Source organism: Bifidobacterium hapali (assembly GCF_002259755.1).
Lineage (GTDB): Bacteria > Actinomycetota > Actinomycetes > Actinomycetales > Bifidobacteriaceae > Bifidobacterium > Bifidobacterium hapali.
On the sequence record NZ_MWWY01000025.1, the window covers coordinates 1 to 19,031 of the forward strand.

Consider the following 19,031-nt stretch of genomic DNA (forward strand, 5'->3'; position numbering starts at 1 on the left):
GTGATCGACTGCTACGACGGCATGCCGGTCGCCTGGACGATCGGCACCAGCCCCAACGCCGCATTGGCCAACGGGATGCTCGAGGACGCGTGCGCCACGCTCCGACCCGGTCAGACGCCCGTCATCCACTCCGACCGGGGATGCCACTACCGGTGGCCTGAATGGATTCGCATCTGCACGGATCATGGATTGACGAGGTCGATGAGCGCGAAGGGCTGCAGTCCGGACAACGCCGCCGCCGAGGGGTTCTTCGGCCGGCTCAAGCAAGAGTTCTTCCACAAGAGGAGCTTCCAGGGCGTCACGATCGACGAGTTCATTGCGATGCTGGACGAGTACATGGTCTGGTACCGGGACAAGCGCATCAAACTCGAATACGGGATGAGCATCATGGACAAGCGCATCCAGCTCGGGCTCGTCGCCTGAACACATGTGATATCGTTCTGAACGACCATTCAGACAACGAAGTCCAACAAAACGTCACCACCCCCAACAGCCTACATCAACTTGACCAAACACATCACGCAATGGGCGAGAACTGCCGATCTCGTTGCTTGCGGTGTTTGATGAAAACGGGCATCGGGGGATGGACGTCATGCCCTTGTCAGGCATCCTCGCTCACCCCGGTTTTAAGGATGTCCTTCAGCAATTCCGATGCTCGTATCTTCAGGGGGCGTTTCCCAGATTGGATGACAAGGCCCATGTCCATGAGCTCTCCCACATACTTTCTCGCGCTTTGCTTGGATAGGCCGATATGATATGCGGCATCGTCCAGTGTCATGGACTTAGATGAGTCGAACATCTCCTCTTGGATTACGCCATATAGTATCGCGACCGCTTTTGTGGACAGACCATGCTTCCGTTCAAGCTGGTTGCAAACCGCTTCGCCTTTGTCGAGCTGGTCGACCCTGACCTCGAGTTCGTCGATCAGCTCGTTCTGAGCCCGTTGAATGAACTCGAGGACAGTGTTCACGAAGAGCGTGAGCTCGCCGCAGTTCAGCTTGTCCTCTGCTTCTATGAACGCCTTGTAGTAGGCGTTCTTGTTTTCCGCGATGGTACGGGACAGCGACAGCACGGTGGGCATGGTCAGGTCGTGGTTCAAGTACAGGGCCAAGAGATACCGACCTGTCCTGCCGTTGCCGTCGTAGAACGGGTGAACATATTCGAACAGGAAATGCGACATGATGACCGACTGGAGCCGGGGGATCTCGTCGGAGGTTGCGAGGTGGATCATGCTGGTGAGGAGTGCGCCGATGTTGCCTTCTCCTTTGACCCCGTTGTGGATCGCAATCCCGTGAGGGCCTTGTATCTCTACGTCGCCTTTGCGGAACAGTTCGCCGTCTGGCTTGTCGTTCTCGTCGATTTCGTCTAGTACGATCTTGTCGTAGATGTCGCGGATATCTGCTATTCCCGACGGCAGTGCTGAGTCCTTGTCTGTGAGGTTTAGGTACAGTTTGGCGAATTCACTGAACCTAGCCTTGGTGTCGTCGCCGCCCTTCTTGGCCTTTTCTGCCGTGGCCACGGCATTCTGGGTTTCTTTGCGGGTGCTGCGTACGCCTTCCATCTCGTTGGTGGCGAACAGTTCCTCGCTGATGGAATGTCGTATGTAGTCCCAGCGCATGACGCCGGGGATCTGGTTCCAAAGCCGGGACACCCGCCGTTCCGCAAGGAGTATCTTTTCTGTGAGCAGGGATGTCTCGCGTGGCGTGGCGGTGAACAGTTCGCCCAGAGGAGTGATGATTCCGGTTCTGAATGTGGAGTCTGCCTCGAGTCGTTGCCGGGCAAGCTGCGCATGGTTGTTGAAGGCGTCGTTCGTCCTGTCGGCGTGAAATGACCGCGCCAAACTCTTATACTTCATGCCCATCGTCCAAGTATTCTTTCTTGATTCGACCTTAAATTATAGAAACTATAAAATAGGAAGATAGATTAGTCAAACAAAACGTCTAATGATATAGACAATATTAATTTCAGATGATTGAAATTATTTCCGATTATGTTTGAGGTGAACGGCATAATGTGTGCGAAGGAGGATCAATGAGCGTACGGAAACCGGTGATTGGTATTACCCCATTGATGGATTATGCTCGCGACAGCTTATGGATGTTGCCCGGGTATATGGATGCGTTACTTCGCGCGGGTGGTATACCGGTTATGCTGCCATTAACTGACGATGATGCTGTCATTAAGCAATGCGCTGATCGATGCGATGCATTTCTCTTTACTGGTGGCCCTGATATCGGCCCTGTGTTGCTGAATAATAATGGTCAGGTTGATCGCAATGCCGAAAACAACGATGACAAGTCGACGTTTGTACAGTCCGATAGTGGTGTCGGGCGTAATGAGGCACTGAGTCCAGAACGCGATCGCATGGAAGCGGCGTTATTGAGTAACGTTATGCAGCGCGATAAGCCAATACTCGGTATTTGCCGTGGCATTCAACTCATCAACGTAGTGCTGGGCGGAACCTTATGGCAAGATTTGCCCAGTGAACATCCCAGCAATGTCGAGCATCATATGACTCCTCCCTATGACCAGTTTGGTCATGACGTGATACTTATGCCCGGCACTCCACTAGCTCAGTTATTCGCGGGTAAGACGACTATTGCGGTGAATAGTTATCATCATCAGGCTGTGCGAGAACTGGCTCCCGGACTTGAAGTTATGGCTGTGGCTGCAGATGGTGTTATCGAATCGCTGTGGCGACCAGCGAGCCGATTCTTGTGGGCTGTGCAATGGCACCCTGAGTTTTTATACCGCGTAGATTCACGCTCGCAAGCTATTTTCAATACATTCGTGTCTGCTGCTCGCGACGCAACTGAGCTGTCGAAAATGAAGGAGTAATGCTACATATGCGTATTGTAATTCAACGAGTATCGCAAGCCAGTGTCGATGTCGTCAATGAGCTAGGAACGCTTGATCCTACGTTTGACGCGCAGCAGATTGGGCTTGGCTACATGATTCTGGTTGGCGTAGCTGATACGGATGGTGAAACTGAGATCGCTTGGCTGGCGCATAAAGTATTGAATTTGCGCGTATTTGAGGATGCTCAAGGAAAAATGAGCCGCTCTATTCAAGATGTCGGCGGTGAAATCTTGTCGATTTCTCAATTCACGTTGTACGCCGATGTGCGCAAAGGTAACCGACCCAGTTTTGTGAAAGCTGGCAAACCTGAACATGCTGATCTGATGTGGATTAAGTTCAATGAAGCGTTGCGTTCTGGGGGAGTACCGGTGTATGAGGGACGGTTTGGTGCGCATATGCGTGTTGGATTAGTCAATGATGGGCCAGTGACTGTGGTGATTGATACAGATACGGATATGCCTCATCGCGAATAATTGCTGTGTGATGATACTTCATAGAGAGATGATGATGTTGTCGTTCATGGTTCACGACATGCAGATAGAACAAATGTTCGACCTTGTTGATATGGTGGATGCAAGCAACCGATAAGGACGGTGATGGTCATGAGTAATGACAATGAACAAGCTAGCAAGACGGCAGCTGCCGCCGCTCAACAAAACGAGCGCAAAACACAGCAGCTGCCGGAACCCTACGAGAAGACAACGCGTCATCAGATCGTACTTGACGGGGAGCGGATCGCTTATACCGCGACTGTGGGTACGCTCAATATTGACACGGCTAAAGTTAAGCCGGCAGCAAGTGTTTTCTTCGCCGCGTTTAATCTGATCGACAGTGACGGTAACGTTGACTCTTCCCGCCCGGTAACGTTCGTGTTCAATGGTGGTCCCGGTTCAGCTACCACCTTCCTTCTTATGGGATCTATCGCGCCCAAGCGCATCGATGTGCCTGACGCTGCGCCGGTACCGGCTGCCCCGTATCAATTGGTTGACAACGTGCATACACTGTTGCCATCTTCTGACCTCGTATTTATTGACGCGCCTGGTGCAGGCTTCTCTGAGATTCTCGACACTGCCAAACCTGAACTGTGGTCAGTAGATGGCGATGTTGCCGGATTCAGCGCGTTTATTCGTGCTTACCTATCAAAATATCATCGTTGGAATTCACCGAAATATATCCTTGGTGAGTCTTATGGCACCACACGCGGTGCTGCGCTCGCGTACCGACTGCAACAAGACGGTGTTGCTCCTAACGGTATCATTCTCATTTCCAATATTTTGGATTATGCGTTCACGCTTGACACGTCAGATCAGTTCTACATTGGCTATTTCCCGACGTTCGCTTCTGTAGCGAAATATCATGACCGTGCAGCCGCTGATACTGAAGTTGCTGAACATCTACAGGCTGCTCGTGAGTTTGCAAATGGGCCGTTGCGTCTTGCGCTCGCGGCAGGAGCTTCGCTTGACGATGATACAAAGCGCAAAGTTGCTGCACGATATGCTGAACTGACTGGATTGGATGCTCAGTACGTGTATGATTCTGATCTACGCGTTGTAGATATGCGTTTCCGCAAGGCTCTGCTCCATGATGAAGACAAGATTGTTGGACGGTATGACGGTCGCGTAGCAGGATACGATCTCGACCGCATGAATGATGAGGAAACGTTTGTTGTAGACGATGCGTTCCTAGACCCAGCATACTCTAGCCTGTGCAATGCTTATCTGCGTGATGAACTCGGCTGGGATCGCACACCAGAACGGCGTGGATTTGCTGATTTCGATTGGAATGCTACTGAACCTGGCAAGGGCTGGACATGGTGGCACACTCAGCCGTCTGGTACGAAGTCGTCGTGGGGCTCAAAGATTCCGTTCCCGAATGTTGTTCCTGATCTGGCAGCGGCAATTACGCATCAGCCAACGCTGAAGGTGCTCATTGGTAACGGTATTTATGATCTATGTACGCCTTTCTTCCAGACTGAATATGACATTGACCATCTTGGACTGCCAAAAGCATTGCGCGGTAACGTCGCATTCACTTATTATCCGGCTGGGCACATGTTGTATTCCTCCGAGAAAAGCCTTGCTAAGTTCTCTGCAGATCTTCAGCGGTTCTATGGTTTGCGCGCAGATGACCTATCTACATTGAACGAACGACCTGCTCTGCCAACAGCGCGTATTGATCTCTAAGAGATCTGATTACTGGGCTGTGACCAACTGTGTTACAGCCCAGTTCATCTCATCGAAAGGACCCTCCCGTGACTACTATCGCCGATTGGTCTGATCTGGACCTGAGTACTATCGACTTGTCTCATCTTGACCTTTCTTTTATCGACCGCATTGTGTTGTGGTATGGCACATTGCCGTCAGCAGCACAAACACTGATTACCGTCGCTATAGGTGCTGCTATTGCATATGTCGTGTTCAAGATTGTGATCAAACTTATTAAAGGCATTATTGCGTCAGTTATTGCTGCAGTCCTTGCTTTCTTACTCACCACTGTGCCGGGTAACTTACTGCTGTCACAGGCATTTGATCGTGTGGAACAGCAAATATCCACCAGTCTTGAAACGTCTGGGTTGAATAAGTAGAAAGAGATGGTCATGGATATTACACATGCAATAACCAGTTTCACCGCGGATAGTCATGAACCAGTATTTCTGCTGCTCCACGGGTGGGGATCAAACGAACATGATCTGCCGAGTCTGCTTGCCTATTGCGCCCAAGGCGCTGATTATGCATCATTGCGTGCGCCGATTGCTTACGGCATGGGTTACACATGGTTTGGCACATGGGACTATGACGGGGTACCCACTGGCAAGTCGCTTGACGATCAGGCGTTAGCGGCAGGCGAAGCTATTGATCGCTGGGTGGGCAATTCCATTGCTGTAGACCGTCCTGTTGTAGTCATGGGATTTTCACAAGGTGGTTTGCTCGCTGGACAGATGTTGCGTATCAATCCAAAACGGTATGCGGCAGCGGTCAGCTTCTCTGGATTCCTTGCACATGGTGCGTTGCCGGGGGATAACGAATTAGCGCAACAGCGGCCGCCTATGTTTTATGGTCACGGCTCGGCTGATGATATTTTCCCTGAGCAAGAAGTGCAAGACATGATTAGTTTCTATGCTGCACACACTACGCTCACACATAAGGTGTATCCGGGCATGACCCATAGCATTTGTATGGACGAGTTGAAAGACGTATCTACATTCCTCACTGATAACGGGTTCGTAAAGCCGCATATTTGGTAGATGCACAAATCTACGACATTGCCCGTTCAAAGCTCGATACATCAACAACGGTATAGTGAGAATATCGTTACCGCAGGGGATCGGAGTAGTTATGACGATGCAGACAACGGACGACAGTCAGCATATAGAGGCTCAACTCGTATCAGTAATAGTACCGGTATACAAGGTTGAACGGTACTTGGATGCCTGTGTAGCGAGCATCATTGCACAAACGTATCGTAATCTTGAAATTCTTCTCGTCGATGATGGTTCGCCTGATAACTGTCCGGCTATGTGCGATGCATGGGCAACGAAAGATAGTCGCATCCGTGTCATTCACAAAGTCAATGGTGGATTGTCTGATGCTCGTAATGCGGGATTAGAGCGTGCGACTGGAGACTGCATTTATTTCGTGGATTCCGATGACACTATCACGTCGAATCTTGTTGAACGGGCAATTGATTCCATGCGCGAATATAATGCTGATCTCGTTATGTTCCAGTTTGACACGATTTCTGACAACGGTGTGCCTTTGATCTCGGATTATAAGCATAATGATTTCGATACGGTCATGGTTATGACGCCAGAAGAAGGTATTAAAGCTCAAGTAAAAGCAGAGATTGATGGATATTTCTGGTCGTTCCTTGCAAAAACAGCAATCTACCGTGACCATAATTTCTCCTTCCCCGTTGGACGAAAAATTGAAGACATGGCGCGTATTTGCAATGTTATTGGCGAATCGCACCGCATTGTACGTATTCCTGAAGTGCTTTACCATTATCGGCTGCGTCAAGGGTCAATCACGAGTGGATTCAACGCACAGTTGTTAAAAGATTGGATGAAAGCAGCTGACGATCGAGAAACCTATATTCTCAATCGTTATCCGCAGCTCAAGGGTTTCATGCGCTTACAACAGCTGACTTTCTTTGCGAATCTCGATTATGAGACGATACGGCAAAGCGTTACCGCAAGCCTGCACATCGATCCAGAAGATGCAGATGAGTTACGCCGTCGTATCGACCGCTTACGCAAGGATGCTATGGATAACGGTGATCATGTGCCAGAATCTACAGATTCACTACTCGATCTGTTGAAAGATTCTGTCGGTGACGCGGTTGATGATTTCAAAGATAATTTTAAAGAAATGCGTGACGATTGGAAACGCATCGGTCGTGGATGGCGAGAATACATGCACGATAAAGAACTTGATAGAGAAAAGAACTGAATCGATGAGCTGCCAGCTGAGATGACGTCCAGCTGGCAACTCATCAAAGTCAGTTTATTTTCAAACGGTACGCTTTCCAAATATCGCCAAGTTTTTGCCCATTAGACGTGCGCTTCCACACATCCAATCCAGCGCTGCTGCCACCAGCAGCACGGGCTGCGGCCGTTGGCGACGTGTACTCTGACCCGTCTTCAAGACGGAATCGGCCATGTTCAGTAACGGTAGCCACATAGCGTTCGCCCTTGCGAGGCCGTTCCCACACCAATGTTTCACCGGGAATAAGCAATCCAGCTTTCACGACTTGCGCAATAGTGACTCGTCGTGAACCGTGACTTGTTCGAGTAATGGATGCAGAACCTGCCAAATCTTCAACAGGCTGCGCAGTCAAATCCGTATGCTGTTCATCGTAGCGAATATCCCAATATTCAGCGATAAGTCGAATAGTTTCTTCCTGACGATGCTTCAACATCGCTGGCGTGCATTCAGCGAAATCTGATAATTGTCGAGTCAATGGGAACCGACGTGAATCTGAACGCATGAGTATGCGTTCACGACGACGATCAAATTCAACCAACTTATCCATTTGATCTTCGCCACCCTGCACAAGCGTCATATTGCCTAAACGGTACATCCAATAGTCATGCTCATCTTGTGACCATTGCGCAAACGAAGCGGCTTTACTGATCTCTAACGGCATGATCGGAACCGCACTGAGCTTACGCGGCCGTGTGATGCGTCCTTTCTCCAGCTGCTCATTAGCACGCACTAGTAGCAATCGTACAAGCTCTTCATTCCCTTGCATTTCACCATGCAAACGAACCAATGCTCCCGCTCGATCCGCAGTAGTAATAGACAGACCACGCACTAAACGGACCGGATAACCCTTATCAAGATCACGAATTGCTGCTGTCGCATGACCACGCCGAGCCACTACGTCGGTACGGTTCAACGTGTCCACGCCAGTCACACGCTCTAATGCGGCGAATAATTCCTCTAACCGTTGACGGTCATGCATGCCAAGCGATGCTTCCGTTGATACTCCGCGCGTCGAATGAGAGCCACGTTGCACGAATGGTGAACATCCCGGCTCGCCAAGTTTACGGAACGAATTCACCAACGCCCACATAGCGACTGGCTTCCACTCATGATGGCGATAATCATTGAGTGATTCAATACGATCTCTCACCGTGCTGGAAAGCACCGTGTCATTCGGCCGTTCCAACATACGCCATGCCATCGCATAAGGCGCCAGCACACGGTCGATAAACGAAGACACCGTACCGGCAGCCACATAGGGTTGCAGCACATCTGTAAGAAAATCTTCAATGAGCTTACCAGTATCAGGCTTGTGCGTGAGAATGAGATGCAGATATGAGAAGAACTCTTCGGTTCGTGTCGGATCATCATCAAGCGGGTCCATGATGTCATCCCAGCGAGCCGCATATTCATCGAGCACGGCAGGCTTCAATCCCGACGTCGCGTGTGCCTTAAACACGTCGGACGGTGTGAGCGGAAGCCCACGCATATTCATCACGTCGAAAATACGGTGAGCACCATCCAAATCATCGGTGATTACCATCACCAGTGTCACACCGTTAACAAGATACGAAGCGAACGCATGCCGCTCATCATCGGTCATGTCATCGAACGCATCATAGGCTGCATGAGTATTACGCGCGATATTGCGTTGTGCTACCGACGCCCAATCTTCGTCAGTCAGATCAAACAATGCCTCAAGATTGCCTTCCTGCACATATTCACGGAAAAACGCAGCGTCACGCTCACGCAATGTTAAACGAGGTTCATTGGCAATACCACGCAGCTTGTCACCAGGCTCAACGATCAACGCGTCCAGCAAACGCATCCATTCCGTATCCTTCTCAAGATCACGCAGTGCCGCAATAATAATTGACAACGACACCAACCGCTGCTGACCATCAATCACCTCATAGTGCGTGCCACCATCCCGAACTAAAATCAATGACCCAAGGAAATACGGTACCTGAGGTGACTTTGAAGCCTCCTCAATATCATCAATCAGCTGTATCACATTCGACTGCTGCCAAATATATGCTCGCTGAAACGAGGGGATTGTGAACTGATAATCCGATGTAAAAACCTTGCTCAGTGGTTTCTCTGTTGCGTTGATCGCCATAACTACCCCTTCGTCACGTCTATCTGCAAACATCACCCAGCGTACCAGTGGATACCTATGAGTTACTCATCACTGTGTTCCGAGACCGGAAACCATACGACAAACGACTGCGTACCGACTACATACTGTCATCAAGATCAGCTCGTTCTACTAAGCGAGCCAGTTGCACGCGGCCCATACACAACTTGTCGGCTGCACTCGACAAATGTGCTTTTGCCGTACGTTCAGAGATGAACATACGCGCCGCAATCTGTGCGTTTGTATATCCTTCTGCCGCTAAGATGACAGTTTCACGTTCACGTTCAGGTAACGAGTCAAGCAAGCGTCGAGCTTCATCTCGTCTTGCAATTGGACGTTGTGTGCCGAGATCAGCAATCAACTGTCGTTGAGAAGCCACGTTAAATTGCGGCGCTCCCTGACACACATCAAGCACACGGCGAATAATCTCCTGCGGTGCGTCAGTTTTCGATACAAACCCTTCAGCACCAGCTTCCACTGAACGCTCTACAGTATGTGACGGATTAAGCGATGTGAGCATAAGCACATGGGGTGCACGGGGGAGCGCTCGCAATTGCCGAGCTGCTTCGATACCATCCATACCGGGCATTGCAATATCCATCAATATCACATCAGGAAGTTCTTTACTCGCACGTTCTACGGCGTCGCTTCCAGATGTTGACGTGAACACCACACGAATATCCCCGTTTGAATAGTCTGTCAAAATCAACTGCATAGCTTGACACACCATAGGATCATCGTCAACGATTGCAACAGTAACCGGCTGCGACAAGGTAACAGATTCCCCGCTAGTCGCGAGGTGCTGACGATTTGCAGAACGAGTATTCACAACTGCCATTGTATGCGTTAATAGACAAGAACTGGGCTTATGCAAGGGCATTAGCGTTGCGATGCCAAGGCAGCGTTACATCAAGATGGAATATTCGACGATTATCAAACCCATACCGGCATGTACCTCCAACTGCTTGGACACGCGCAGCGAGCGCAGACAAGCCGACACCAATACGCCGACTGTGCTCTGACGATGTCGATGCGGCAGATCGCGCGGGTGCAGGAATATTTGCCGCAGGAGCCTGAGAAGGTGGAGCAGCCACAGGATTGCTGACATGAATATGAATACCGTCACTCGGCTTAGCTTTGACTTCCAACGATACTGGCATACCCGGCGCGTGACGCAACGCGTTAGTCATTCCCTCCTGAATACTCCGGTACGCGATTTTGCCAGTGGCTTCATCCAACTCGTCTAATTGCCGAATATCAATCCACGTATTCACTGATACGCCAGTCTGTCTCGTATCAGTGATCAAGGCTTCCAATGAGTTTCTTGTTAACGATGTGTCGTCACTGGGAGCAAGCTGTTCCCACGCTTGCTGAGGATGACGCAACATGTCAATAATGGCATGAGCTTCATCCAACGCACCAGCAGACTGACGACGTAGTTCATCAGCCGTAGACACGATAGACGCAAGACTATCCGCAGTGGACGAATCCGCGTGAGAAGCGAGACGATTTGCTTCCGCCTGTAATGCGCTCGCATTCAACGCGATAAGTGATAGTGAATGTGCCAGCGTATCGTGTGCTTCCGCCGCAATGGCATCAACAAGTTTTTGACTATTAAGATCACTTTGTAAATGTTGCACATGATGTTGTGCTGCCTGCGTTTGGGCATCAGCTTGGCGCAGACGAGCTCGGGATCGGATATGCAATCCGAGCAGGACCGCAACGGCCACGCTTATTATGGCGACAACGGTTGCGGTAGCGATGATTGTCGGTTCTTCAGCTAACAGCATGATCGGTTCGCCGTTGACACCGGTGTTCGGCTTGGCAAAGAGCATGTGCCACAATGATGCGTCTGCCGGTTGCAGTGAGTCGCGTACTTGCGCCCAGACGGCTGCTGGTACGGCGCCGGCAATCGCGCGTACCGTTCTCGCTGTATCTGAGCGTCGGGCGACAAGCGCGGTTAAAGCCATGAGCATGAGTAACGGATCGTACGGGAATACGATTACGATTGCGAGACTGATCCAGAACACTGACTCTGGTCGCGTTGATCGCATAAGTAGTATGAACGGGAACGCGAAAGCAAGAAATGTAGCGAAGACATACCACACGTATATCGCCCCGTGTGGTGAATCCAGCTGTGGCTGAGCTGCTAACGATACCTGCAGTAGACACGCGAATATAGCGCATACGATCATTGGCACGGACAACCAGCGCCGTGTGCGCACGGGAACCTCGTCATCATCGTTCGTGGGAACAAGTAGGGAACGGATTGCAGGAAAGGTCATAGTTGTACTGTAACGACATTGCAGGGTTATACGCCATTGGACATGCGGGCGAATGTGAGCATTCGTATACTGTCCGAACGGGCAGCGAATTATGTCCATTCGTCCACTGATGGCGCGCTTCTTATTTCGATAACGTCATAGATACGTCGCGGATTTTGTCCCCCCCCCCTGACGTATCGTGCTTTTACGCACAGTAAGGAGAAAGATGATCATGGTTAATGCTAATACCTCGCAAACGGCACGTTCTACTGCGAGTAATCCTCAGCACATCACAGTGTGCGGTGTCATAGGTATTGTATTTGGCGCTCTTGGATTCGTGCTAAGTTTCATTCCGATTATTAATAACATTGCTGCGATATTAGGATTTGTAGGTATTATCCTTGCACTTATCGGTATTGTCGGCACATTTCGTGGCAAGAAGAGTGGTAAAGCTGTGGCGGTTATTGCCGCTATTCTATCCATTCTCGCTATCGTGATTACTCTTGCGATGCAATCTGCAGCTAGTAAGGCTATTGATAATGCACTAGGCCAGTCTACAACTACACAAAATACAACAAGCGATAAGGCCTCCGAGCCAAATACTTCGAACAAAAATTCTGATCAGACTGCAAAGGGCGAGCAAGATATGGAAGGTGATTTAAATAACCTACATGTCAAGATTGTTTCCGCGGTGAAAAGTAGTAATGATTACAACGGAAAACCTACTGTGCTTGTGACATATGAATGGAAGAATAACACAGATAAAAACAACTCTTTTGCTGCGCTATCACATCCACAAGTGTTTCAAAACGGACAGTCACTGGATACTGCAACGTACGTGGAACAACCGGAAGGGTATGACGTTAGATCATATTTAGCTGAAGTTCAACCCGGTGCAACAGGGACAGTCACACTTGGCTACGTGCTCAAAGATGATTCTGCGATCACCGTAGACGTGACTGATCTGGTTTCGTTCAATAGCAATGCCAAGATTACGCATACATTTGATCTGTAATGATTAGTAATGGCGGTACACGGGTACACACCTGTGTACCACACACCGTTATTTCGTGGGATTTCGGTGAAGCTGGGCATGCTTCGGGCTGAAATTCATGGAATTCCAAGGTTGATTCCCGTAGGATGAGGTCAGGTAATCAATTAAGGAGTTGATATGACATTTGGACAGCAGCCGCAAGGCGGCAATCAGTACAGTAATCCCAATATGCAGGGCCAGCCACAATACCAGTATGCGCAGCAAAATCCGTATGGCCAGCCACAGTATGGTTATGCGCCTAACGGTACTGCTGCGATGAACGCACAAGCCGCATATTCATATGAGCAAGTTCAGCAGGCGCAGCGTGTGTCGGTCACTCGCGCATATGGTGAAATGACCATCGGTCTACTTATCACGGCCGCGGTGGCTGTTATCGCACAAATGACGGGCGCGTACATCGGCTTCCTGCAAGCTACCGGTCTTATCGGTGTGTTCTTGTTTGCTGCGATTCAGATCGGTATGGCGGTCTATCTTGGCGCGCGTATTATGAAGATTACATCGGGCACTGCTCGTGTCATGTTCTACGTGTACGCAGCGCTTATGGGCTTTACGTTGAGCTCGATCTTCATGATCTATGACCTCGGCTCGATTGGCCTTGCGCTCGGTATGACCGCACTGTTCTTCTTCGTCCTGACCATGTTCGGTATGACTACGAAGATGAACATGCTCAAAGCTGGTCCGATTCTCATGGTTGCGCTTATCGTATTGATTATCTCCCAGCTCATTCTTGCGATTATCCCCGGTGTGAGCGGTATGACGCAGATTGTGTGCGCGCTCGGTTTGATTATTTTTGCTGGCATGACAATGTATGATGCGCAGCAGACGCGTGCTCTGTTCGCTGCATACGAGGCGCAGGGCCCGGAGATGATCAAGAAGATTTCGATCGTGTGTGCTCTGAATTTGTATCTTGATTTCGTGAACATGTTCCTGTACTTGTTGCAGTTGTTCGGTAACCGCGACTAGTTGTACTAGCGCGCAACATACAATGCATATCGCAAAGCTCGGCCGTGTTTTTACCGGCCGGGCTTTTTCGTATGCTGTATGCCGTCATGTGTCGCAGCTACGGTGGTACTTCATGACTCGACCACGACAAGAATTCGTAGGCATGGCTTGCTTGCTGTTGACTGCATTGATTTGGGGATTTGCATTCGTTTCCCAAGTGCAGGGCATGGATTCGATGACTCCATTGTTCTTCAATGCAACACGGTTTACGCTCGGTGCACTCTCACTCATACCGTTGCTGGTATGGCGTCGAATGAGGAGCGGGGGAGTTGCGGCGCGTGACGAAAAAACTCTGCTCGACAACCGTATGAATCGGATGAGTGATACGCTGAACCGGTCATTATCGACTGCGCTGTTATTGGCGAATCCAGTTATTGTTGGACTCATTTGTGGAATTGTTTTGTTTGCCGCAAGCACGTTACAGCAGTATGGCATTCTCTATGGGCGTTCCGCAGGACGTGCTGGTTTTATTACCGCACTGTATATCGTTATGGTGCCGTTGCTCGCGTTCGCGTTTTTTCGTCGCCGCGTGTCTGTGATGACGATTGTCGCAGTAATCGTATCGGTTGTCGGTTTTTATCTGTTGTGTATTACTGACGGATTTGGCTCGATTACCTTGGCTGATTTATTGCTGCTGTTCACGGCGGTATTGTTTGCAACGCATATTCTTGTGATTGACATGATCGGCGGTCGTGTTGAACCGTTAACGTTGTCGTTCGTCCAATTTATGACAACGAGCGTATTGAGTTGGATTGGCTCGCTAATTGAAGGATCGATTGATTGGACAGGGGTATTACAAGCGTGGCCTGCGGTACTGTATGCCGGTATTGGCTCAGTCGGTATCGCATATACGTTGCAAGCTGTGGGACAACAGTGGGTACCGCCGACAAGAGCGAGCTTGATTATGTCGCTTGAATCATTTTTCTCAGCTGTCGGCGGTGCGCTGTTGCTTGGTGAGGTCATGACTGTGCGCGGTTACATAGGTTGTGCTCTTATTTTTGCGGGCACACTTATTGCTCAGCTACCTGCTCGACTTAGTCAGCTTTCGGAGCCTCACCAACCTGAGGAGCACCATTAATATCGCGGTGAATATTCTGCATTTGCGTTTCGATATTCTGCAGTGATCGAGCGCAGTCAAGCAGTGTCTGTGAATGTTCGCTCAGTTTCGTATCCGGCAGATCAGTTTTATAACGCAACGCATGTTCGAGGCTTGCCCAATAATCCATTGCGATCGTGCGGAATTGGACTTCGACCGGTGTGTAGTGTGCGCCTGATGAGAGGAACACTGGCACTGCATAAATCACGTGCAGCGACCGGTAGCCGTTCTGCTTCGGATTTTTGATGTAGTCCTTGACTCGTAGCACGGAGATATCGTTTTGTGCCGACAGATAGTTTGATACGGAGTATACGTCGTCGCGGTAATTGCAGATCACGCGCACGCCAGCTACGTCAAAGAGATTATCTCGAATCGATGAAACTTCGAGTGACAATCCTTTGCGTTCCAACTTGCCGAGAATCGAGTTCACTGATTTCAAACGACGTTCCATGTGATGAATTGGATCGTGTGCGAACCGTACTTGGAATTCCGAGTCAAGAATCTCTAGTTTGGTGCTGATCTCGTACATCGCACCTTCATACACCTGCATGAGGTTGACGAATTCAGTGATCTCTTCAGCTGGGAATAGTGCGTTCTCATGGCCAATGGCCTTGAGTCGCGCCTTGAGATCGTTCGTATTGATGCGGCTTTGTCGGTCAAGTATCACGATCAATATCTTAGCGATATTCGTGCGAAGGAACTGAAAAAATCATGAGAATAGGTACTGGGGACGCGTGACACGAACTCTGGCGTGACCAATCGTTACGATGGACGATTATGAATGAAGACATGATGACCGAGGCGGAACGTACCTCGAAGTTAGCTGATCCTGTTGACGGATACGCCCATACAACAGGACGCGGGAAGGGCGTGTACTATGTGCATACCCTTGGATGCCAAATGAATGTACATGATTCCGAACGCATTGCGGGCGTGCTCGAGTCTAATGGTTATGTGCCTGCTACTGAAGAACAGGTGCTCGACAAGGACATTGATCTGATTGTTATGAATACATGCGCGGTGCGTGAAAATGCGGCTGAACGCATGTACGGCACAATCGGTCTGTGGGCGCAAATGAAGCGTGAACGGCCGAACTTGCAGATCGCAGTTGGCGGTTGCATGGCACAGCTTGACCGGCAGAAAATCGCCAAGAAAGCACCGTGGGTTGATGCAGTATTTGGTACGAAGAATATTGGTTCGCTGCCTCGTCTACTTGACCAAGCTCGCATGATTGGTGAGCCTCAAGTTGATGTGGTTGACAAGCTTGACTATTTCCCGAGCCAATTGCCGACCGCGCGTGCCTCGCGCGTGTCAAGCTGGGTGTCTATTTCGGTGGGTTGCAACAATACGTGCACGTTCTGTATTGTGCCGACTACGCGTGGACGTGAGCATGACCGCCGACCCGGCGATATTCTCGCCGAAATTCGTCAATGTGTCGATAATGGCGCTAAGGAAGTCACACTGCTCGGTCAGAACGTGAACTCGTTCGGATATGGTATTGGCGACCGTTACGCGTTCAGCAAGCTGCTGCGTGCATGCGGTGAGATCGACGGACTTGAACGTGTGCGATTCACCTCGCCTCATCCGGCTGCGTTTACGGATGATGTTATTGCTGCGATGGCTGAGACGCCGAATATTATGCACCAATTGCATTTTCCGCTTCAGTCTGGCTCTGACCGGATTTTGCGTGCCATGCGTCGATCATATCGATCTGCGAAGTTCCTTGACATTCTGGGCAAGATCCGTGAAGCAATGCCGGATGCGCAGATTTCTACGGATATTATTGTCGGTTTCCCTGGCGAAACAGACGAAGATTTTGAGCAAACCATGCAGGTGGTGCGTGAATCGCGCTTCTCCTCAGCGTTCACGTTCGAGTATTCGCCTCGACCTGGCACGCCAGCTGCCGCGATGGAACAAGTGCCGCATGATGTGGTTCAGGAGCGTTTTGAACGACTTGTTGCCTTGCAAGAACAGATTACCGCTGAGGAGCTTGCTAAGTTTGAAGGTCGCGATGTTGAAGTAATGATTACCGGCGCATCCGGTAAGAAGGATTCTGCAACGCACCGTGTAACTGGGCGTGAACGCACTGGCGTGCTCGTGCATATTGGCGTGCCTGAAGGCGAACCAATGCCACAAATTGGAGATTTCGTGACTGCGACGGTCACTCATGCTGGTCGTCATAATCTCATCGCTGATCCAGATCCAGCTAAGGGACAGACGTATCATGTGCGTCACTGAATCGGACACGGAATACTCAGCCGATCGTCGTGTCGTTTCGATTGTCGGGCCAACCGCATCCGGCAAAACAGGACTTGGTATTGCTATTGCCAAAGCGCTGAAGGATCGCGGCGAACAAGCCGAAATCGTCAACGCTGATGCATATCAAATGTATCGTGGCATGGATATTGGCACTGCCAAAGCTACGCCAGAGGAACAGGCTGAAGTTAAGCATCATCTCATCGATATCATCAACCCCGATGAGACAATGACGGTTGCTCGTTTCCAGCAGCTCGCGCGTGATTGCATTCGTGATTTACAATCACGCGGTATTAGACCGATTATGGTCGGAGGTTCTGGACTGTACGCGCGCGCAGCCATCGACGATATTTCGTTTCCTGGCACTGATCCTGATGTGCGAGCGAAACTAGAACAACGCGAGCAAACAGAGGGTGCCGGCGCACTGTTTGACGAGCTTAAGGCGAAAGATCCCGCCGCTGCCGCCCATATGGACCCACGCAATCCGCGACGTACCATTCGCGCACTGGAAGTTATCGAACTTACTGGCAAACCATATTCGGCAAGTCTGCCGCGTTACCAGTACGTGATTCCGACAGTACAAATTGGGCTTGATCTACCGCGCGAAGAACTCGATCGACGCATCGATATCCGTACTCAACACATGCTCACCAGTGGATTTATTGATGAGGTCGAACGGTTACGTCCGCATCTCGGTGCCACCGCATGTCGCGCACTCGGCTATCAGCAGATTGTTGACTATGTAGACGGTCTTGCTGATCTGGACGACACGTATATGGATATCGCGCAGAAAACCAAACGACTTGCCCGCAAACAAATGGGCTGGTTCGGCCGCGATCCGCGCATCCATTGGCTTCAAGCACTGAACCCTAAACTGCTGGATAATGCATTGGCAATTATCGCGCACGCTGACGCAGGCGACTACGATCCAATCGACGCGCACGCTGACGAATATGCTCAGCATCATCTCGGCGACATCGCATAACACAGCCGTTCACTATATCGGCTCCCCTGACATGGGGAGCCAACCATGATTTCTTCAGCTTCGCGACCAGCTCGTCAGTGCGCAGGCCCTTGACTCCACCCGGCGATCAGAAATATACGTGTCGGATTTGCCGGGCGCACAATCGCATCAAACATACGCTCAAACCCAGTCGTGTCACCGCGATACGCCGCATGCTTAGCAGCTTTATACCCGTCACGAGTCACCGGACCCCAATCCACATCCCAACCAGCATCATGCGCCAAACGTGACGCAAATATACGTAACGTCATCGCATTGCCACCCTTAAACGGATGCAAGTAGCCCAACTCATCATAAATATGCGCTAATTCACGTATAAACACATCACGATCAAGAGCAATGAGATTGCGCTTATCAGCTAATTCAGTCGCAATATTAAGCGCACCAGTCTCAATCAGTGCCGCAGGAAAGAAGATCTCCGGATTTTTCGCCAACACCCGATCTGCGGTCACTTCGCGAGTCGTATTCGACGTACGTAACTGTCCAGCATCAGTAAAAACCCCTTCAAACAGCGCACGATGAATAGCAACAAGCTCGTCTAAATTGCCTTGAGCAGCCCAACCACGTTCAACAAGCAATACAATACGCGCTGCAATACTGCCAGCATGATCTCTCGCATGATCATCAAGACTGCCATCTGCCAATCGTCCGCCTACAATCCCAGACGTTTCAGCATCAGCAGCATCAAGCAACGCGGCCACATCCATCTCGCCGCGTTCATATACACCGAGTGCACGCATCGTTGCATCACCAGGCGCCATCGCTTCTAACGCGCAGTTCTTCAGTGCAAATGCGACTGCGCTCGCACGTTCAGCTGGAGTCATAGGCTTATCCTAACTGATACTGGTCGAATAT

The 19,031-nt window shown here is 50.3% G+C and carries 18 protein-coding genes; 12 read left to right on the plus strand and 6 right to left on the minus strand.

What is annotated here, in order from left to right:
- Positions 1 to 423: DDE-type integrase/transposase/recombinase (locus BHAP_RS06175; protein WP_143248751.1), on the plus strand; the 423-nt coding region annotated here is incomplete at its 5' end.
- Positions 424 to 601: 178 nt separating this feature from the next.
- Here BHAP_RS06175 and BHAP_RS06180 read toward each other — a convergent pair.
- Positions 602 to 1,861: a Fic family protein gene (locus tag BHAP_RS06180; protein ID WP_094729869.1), complete on the minus strand. Its 1,260-nt coding sequence runs from the start codon at positions 1,859 to 1,861 to the stop codon at positions 602 to 604.
- A 170-nt stretch (positions 1,862 to 2,031) separates the two neighbouring features.
- Here BHAP_RS06180 and BHAP_RS06185 point away from each other — a divergent pair, with 170 nt between their 5' ends.
- The 6 genes from BHAP_RS06185 to BHAP_RS06210 all read left to right on the plus strand — a co-directional run bounded on the left by BHAP_RS06185 (position 2,032) and on the right by BHAP_RS06210 (position 7,307).
- Positions 2,032 to 2,838, plus strand: coding sequence for a gamma-glutamyl-gamma-aminobutyrate hydrolase family protein (locus BHAP_RS06185; protein WP_094729870.1), 807 nt, complete (start codon positions 2,032 to 2,034; stop codon positions 2,836 to 2,838).
- Between the two features lie 8 nt (positions 2,839 to 2,846).
- Positions 2,847 to 3,332 (plus strand): D-aminoacyl-tRNA deacylase, encoded by a 486-nt coding sequence (gene dtd / locus BHAP_RS06190; protein ID WP_094730009.1) that lies wholly within the window; start codon positions 2,847 to 2,849, stop codon positions 3,330 to 3,332.
- Positions 3,333 to 3,461: 129 nt separating this feature from the next.
- Positions 3,462 to 5,042: a S10 family peptidase gene (locus BHAP_RS06195; protein WP_094730010.1), complete on the plus strand. Its 1,581-nt coding sequence runs from the start codon at positions 3,462 to 3,464 to the stop codon at positions 5,040 to 5,042.
- 68 nt (positions 5,043 to 5,110) lie between these two features.
- Positions 5,111 to 5,443, plus strand: a complete 333-nt coding sequence (locus tag BHAP_RS06200; RefSeq protein ID WP_094729871.1) for a hypothetical protein — start codon at positions 5,111 to 5,113, stop codon at positions 5,441 to 5,443.
- 12 nt (positions 5,444 to 5,455) lie between these two features.
- On the plus strand, positions 5,456 to 6,103 hold the full coding sequence (locus BHAP_RS06205) for an alpha/beta hydrolase (RefSeq protein WP_094729872.1): 648 nt from the start codon (positions 5,456 to 5,458) through the stop codon (positions 6,101 to 6,103).
- A gap of 97 nt (positions 6,104 to 6,200) precedes the next feature.
- Positions 6,201 to 7,307 carry a glycosyltransferase family 2 protein gene (locus tag BHAP_RS06210; RefSeq protein ID WP_094730011.1) on the plus strand — a complete coding sequence of 369 codons (1,107 nt, stop codon included), beginning with the start codon at positions 6,201 to 6,203 and terminating at the stop codon, positions 7,305 to 7,307.
- A gap of 49 nt (positions 7,308 to 7,356) precedes the next feature.
- Here BHAP_RS06210 and BHAP_RS06215 read toward each other — a convergent pair whose 3' ends face one another.
- The 3 genes from BHAP_RS06215 to BHAP_RS06225 form a co-directional block, all read right to left on the minus strand.
- On the minus strand, positions 7,357 to 9,462 hold the full coding sequence (locus tag BHAP_RS06215; RefSeq protein WP_094729873.1) for a GmrSD restriction endonuclease domain-containing protein: 2,106 nt from the start codon (positions 9,460 to 9,462) through the stop codon (positions 7,357 to 7,359).
- Positions 9,463 to 9,580: 118 nt separating this feature from the next.
- Entirely contained in the window at positions 9,581 to 10,318 is a 738-nt protein-coding gene (locus tag BHAP_RS06220; protein ID WP_094729874.1) for a response regulator transcription factor, read from the minus strand.
- A gap of 28 nt (positions 10,319 to 10,346) precedes the next feature.
- Complete coding sequence (locus BHAP_RS06225; RefSeq protein ID WP_094730012.1) at positions 10,347 to 11,675, minus strand: sensor histidine kinase; 1,329 nt, start codon at positions 11,673 to 11,675, stop codon at positions 10,347 to 10,349.
- A 301-nt stretch (positions 11,676 to 11,976) separates the two neighbouring features.
- Here BHAP_RS06225 and BHAP_RS06230 point away from each other — a divergent pair, with 301 nt between their 5' ends.
- The 3 genes from BHAP_RS06230 (at position 11,977) to BHAP_RS06240 (ending at position 14,878) form a co-directional block, all read left to right on the plus strand.
- Positions 11,977 to 12,759 carry a DUF5067 domain-containing protein gene (locus BHAP_RS06230; protein ID WP_244569335.1) on the plus strand — a complete coding sequence of 261 codons (783 nt, stop codon included), beginning with the start codon at positions 11,977 to 11,979 and terminating at the stop codon, positions 12,757 to 12,759.
- Between the two features lie 156 nt (positions 12,760 to 12,915).
- Positions 12,916 to 13,761, plus strand: coding sequence for a Bax inhibitor-1/YccA family protein (locus BHAP_RS06235; protein WP_094729876.1), 846 nt, complete (start codon positions 12,916 to 12,918; stop codon positions 13,759 to 13,761).
- Between the two features lie 142 nt (positions 13,762 to 13,903).
- Entirely contained in the window at positions 13,904 to 14,878 is a 975-nt protein-coding gene (locus BHAP_RS06240) for a DMT family transporter (RefSeq protein WP_094730013.1), read from the plus strand.
- Here the strand turns inward: BHAP_RS06240 and BHAP_RS06245 are convergent.
- A complete protein-coding gene (locus BHAP_RS06245) occupies positions 14,835 to 15,572 on the minus strand; it encodes a GTP pyrophosphokinase (RefSeq protein ID WP_211279700.1) in 738 nt (245 codons plus the stop codon). The two genes, BHAP_RS06240 and BHAP_RS06245, sit on opposite strands and share 44 nt — an antisense overlap.
- 101 nt (positions 15,573 to 15,673) lie before the next feature.
- Between BHAP_RS06245 and miaB the strand changes: the two genes are divergently transcribed.
- Together miaB and miaA are read left to right on the plus strand one after the other, a co-directional pair.
- Positions 15,674 to 17,134, plus strand: coding sequence for a tRNA (N6-isopentenyl adenosine(37)-C2)-methylthiotransferase MiaB (gene miaB / locus BHAP_RS06250; protein ID WP_169713176.1), 1,461 nt, complete (start codon positions 15,674 to 15,676; stop codon positions 17,132 to 17,134).
- Positions 17,121 to 18,137, plus strand: a complete 1,017-nt coding sequence (gene miaA / locus BHAP_RS06255) for a tRNA (adenosine(37)-N6)-dimethylallyltransferase MiaA (protein ID WP_094729877.1) — start codon at positions 17,121 to 17,123, stop codon at positions 18,135 to 18,137. Before miaB ends, miaA begins: the two co-directional genes overlap by 14 nt.
- A gap of 74 nt (positions 18,138 to 18,211) precedes the next feature.
- On the opposite strand, the gene BHAP_RS06260 is transcribed toward miaA, so the two are convergent.
- On the minus strand, positions 18,212 to 19,000 hold the full coding sequence (locus BHAP_RS06260) for a Fic/DOC family protein (protein ID WP_094729878.1): 789 nt from the start codon (positions 18,998 to 19,000) through the stop codon (positions 18,212 to 18,214).
- Positions 19,001 to 19,031: the final 31 nt, after the last annotated feature.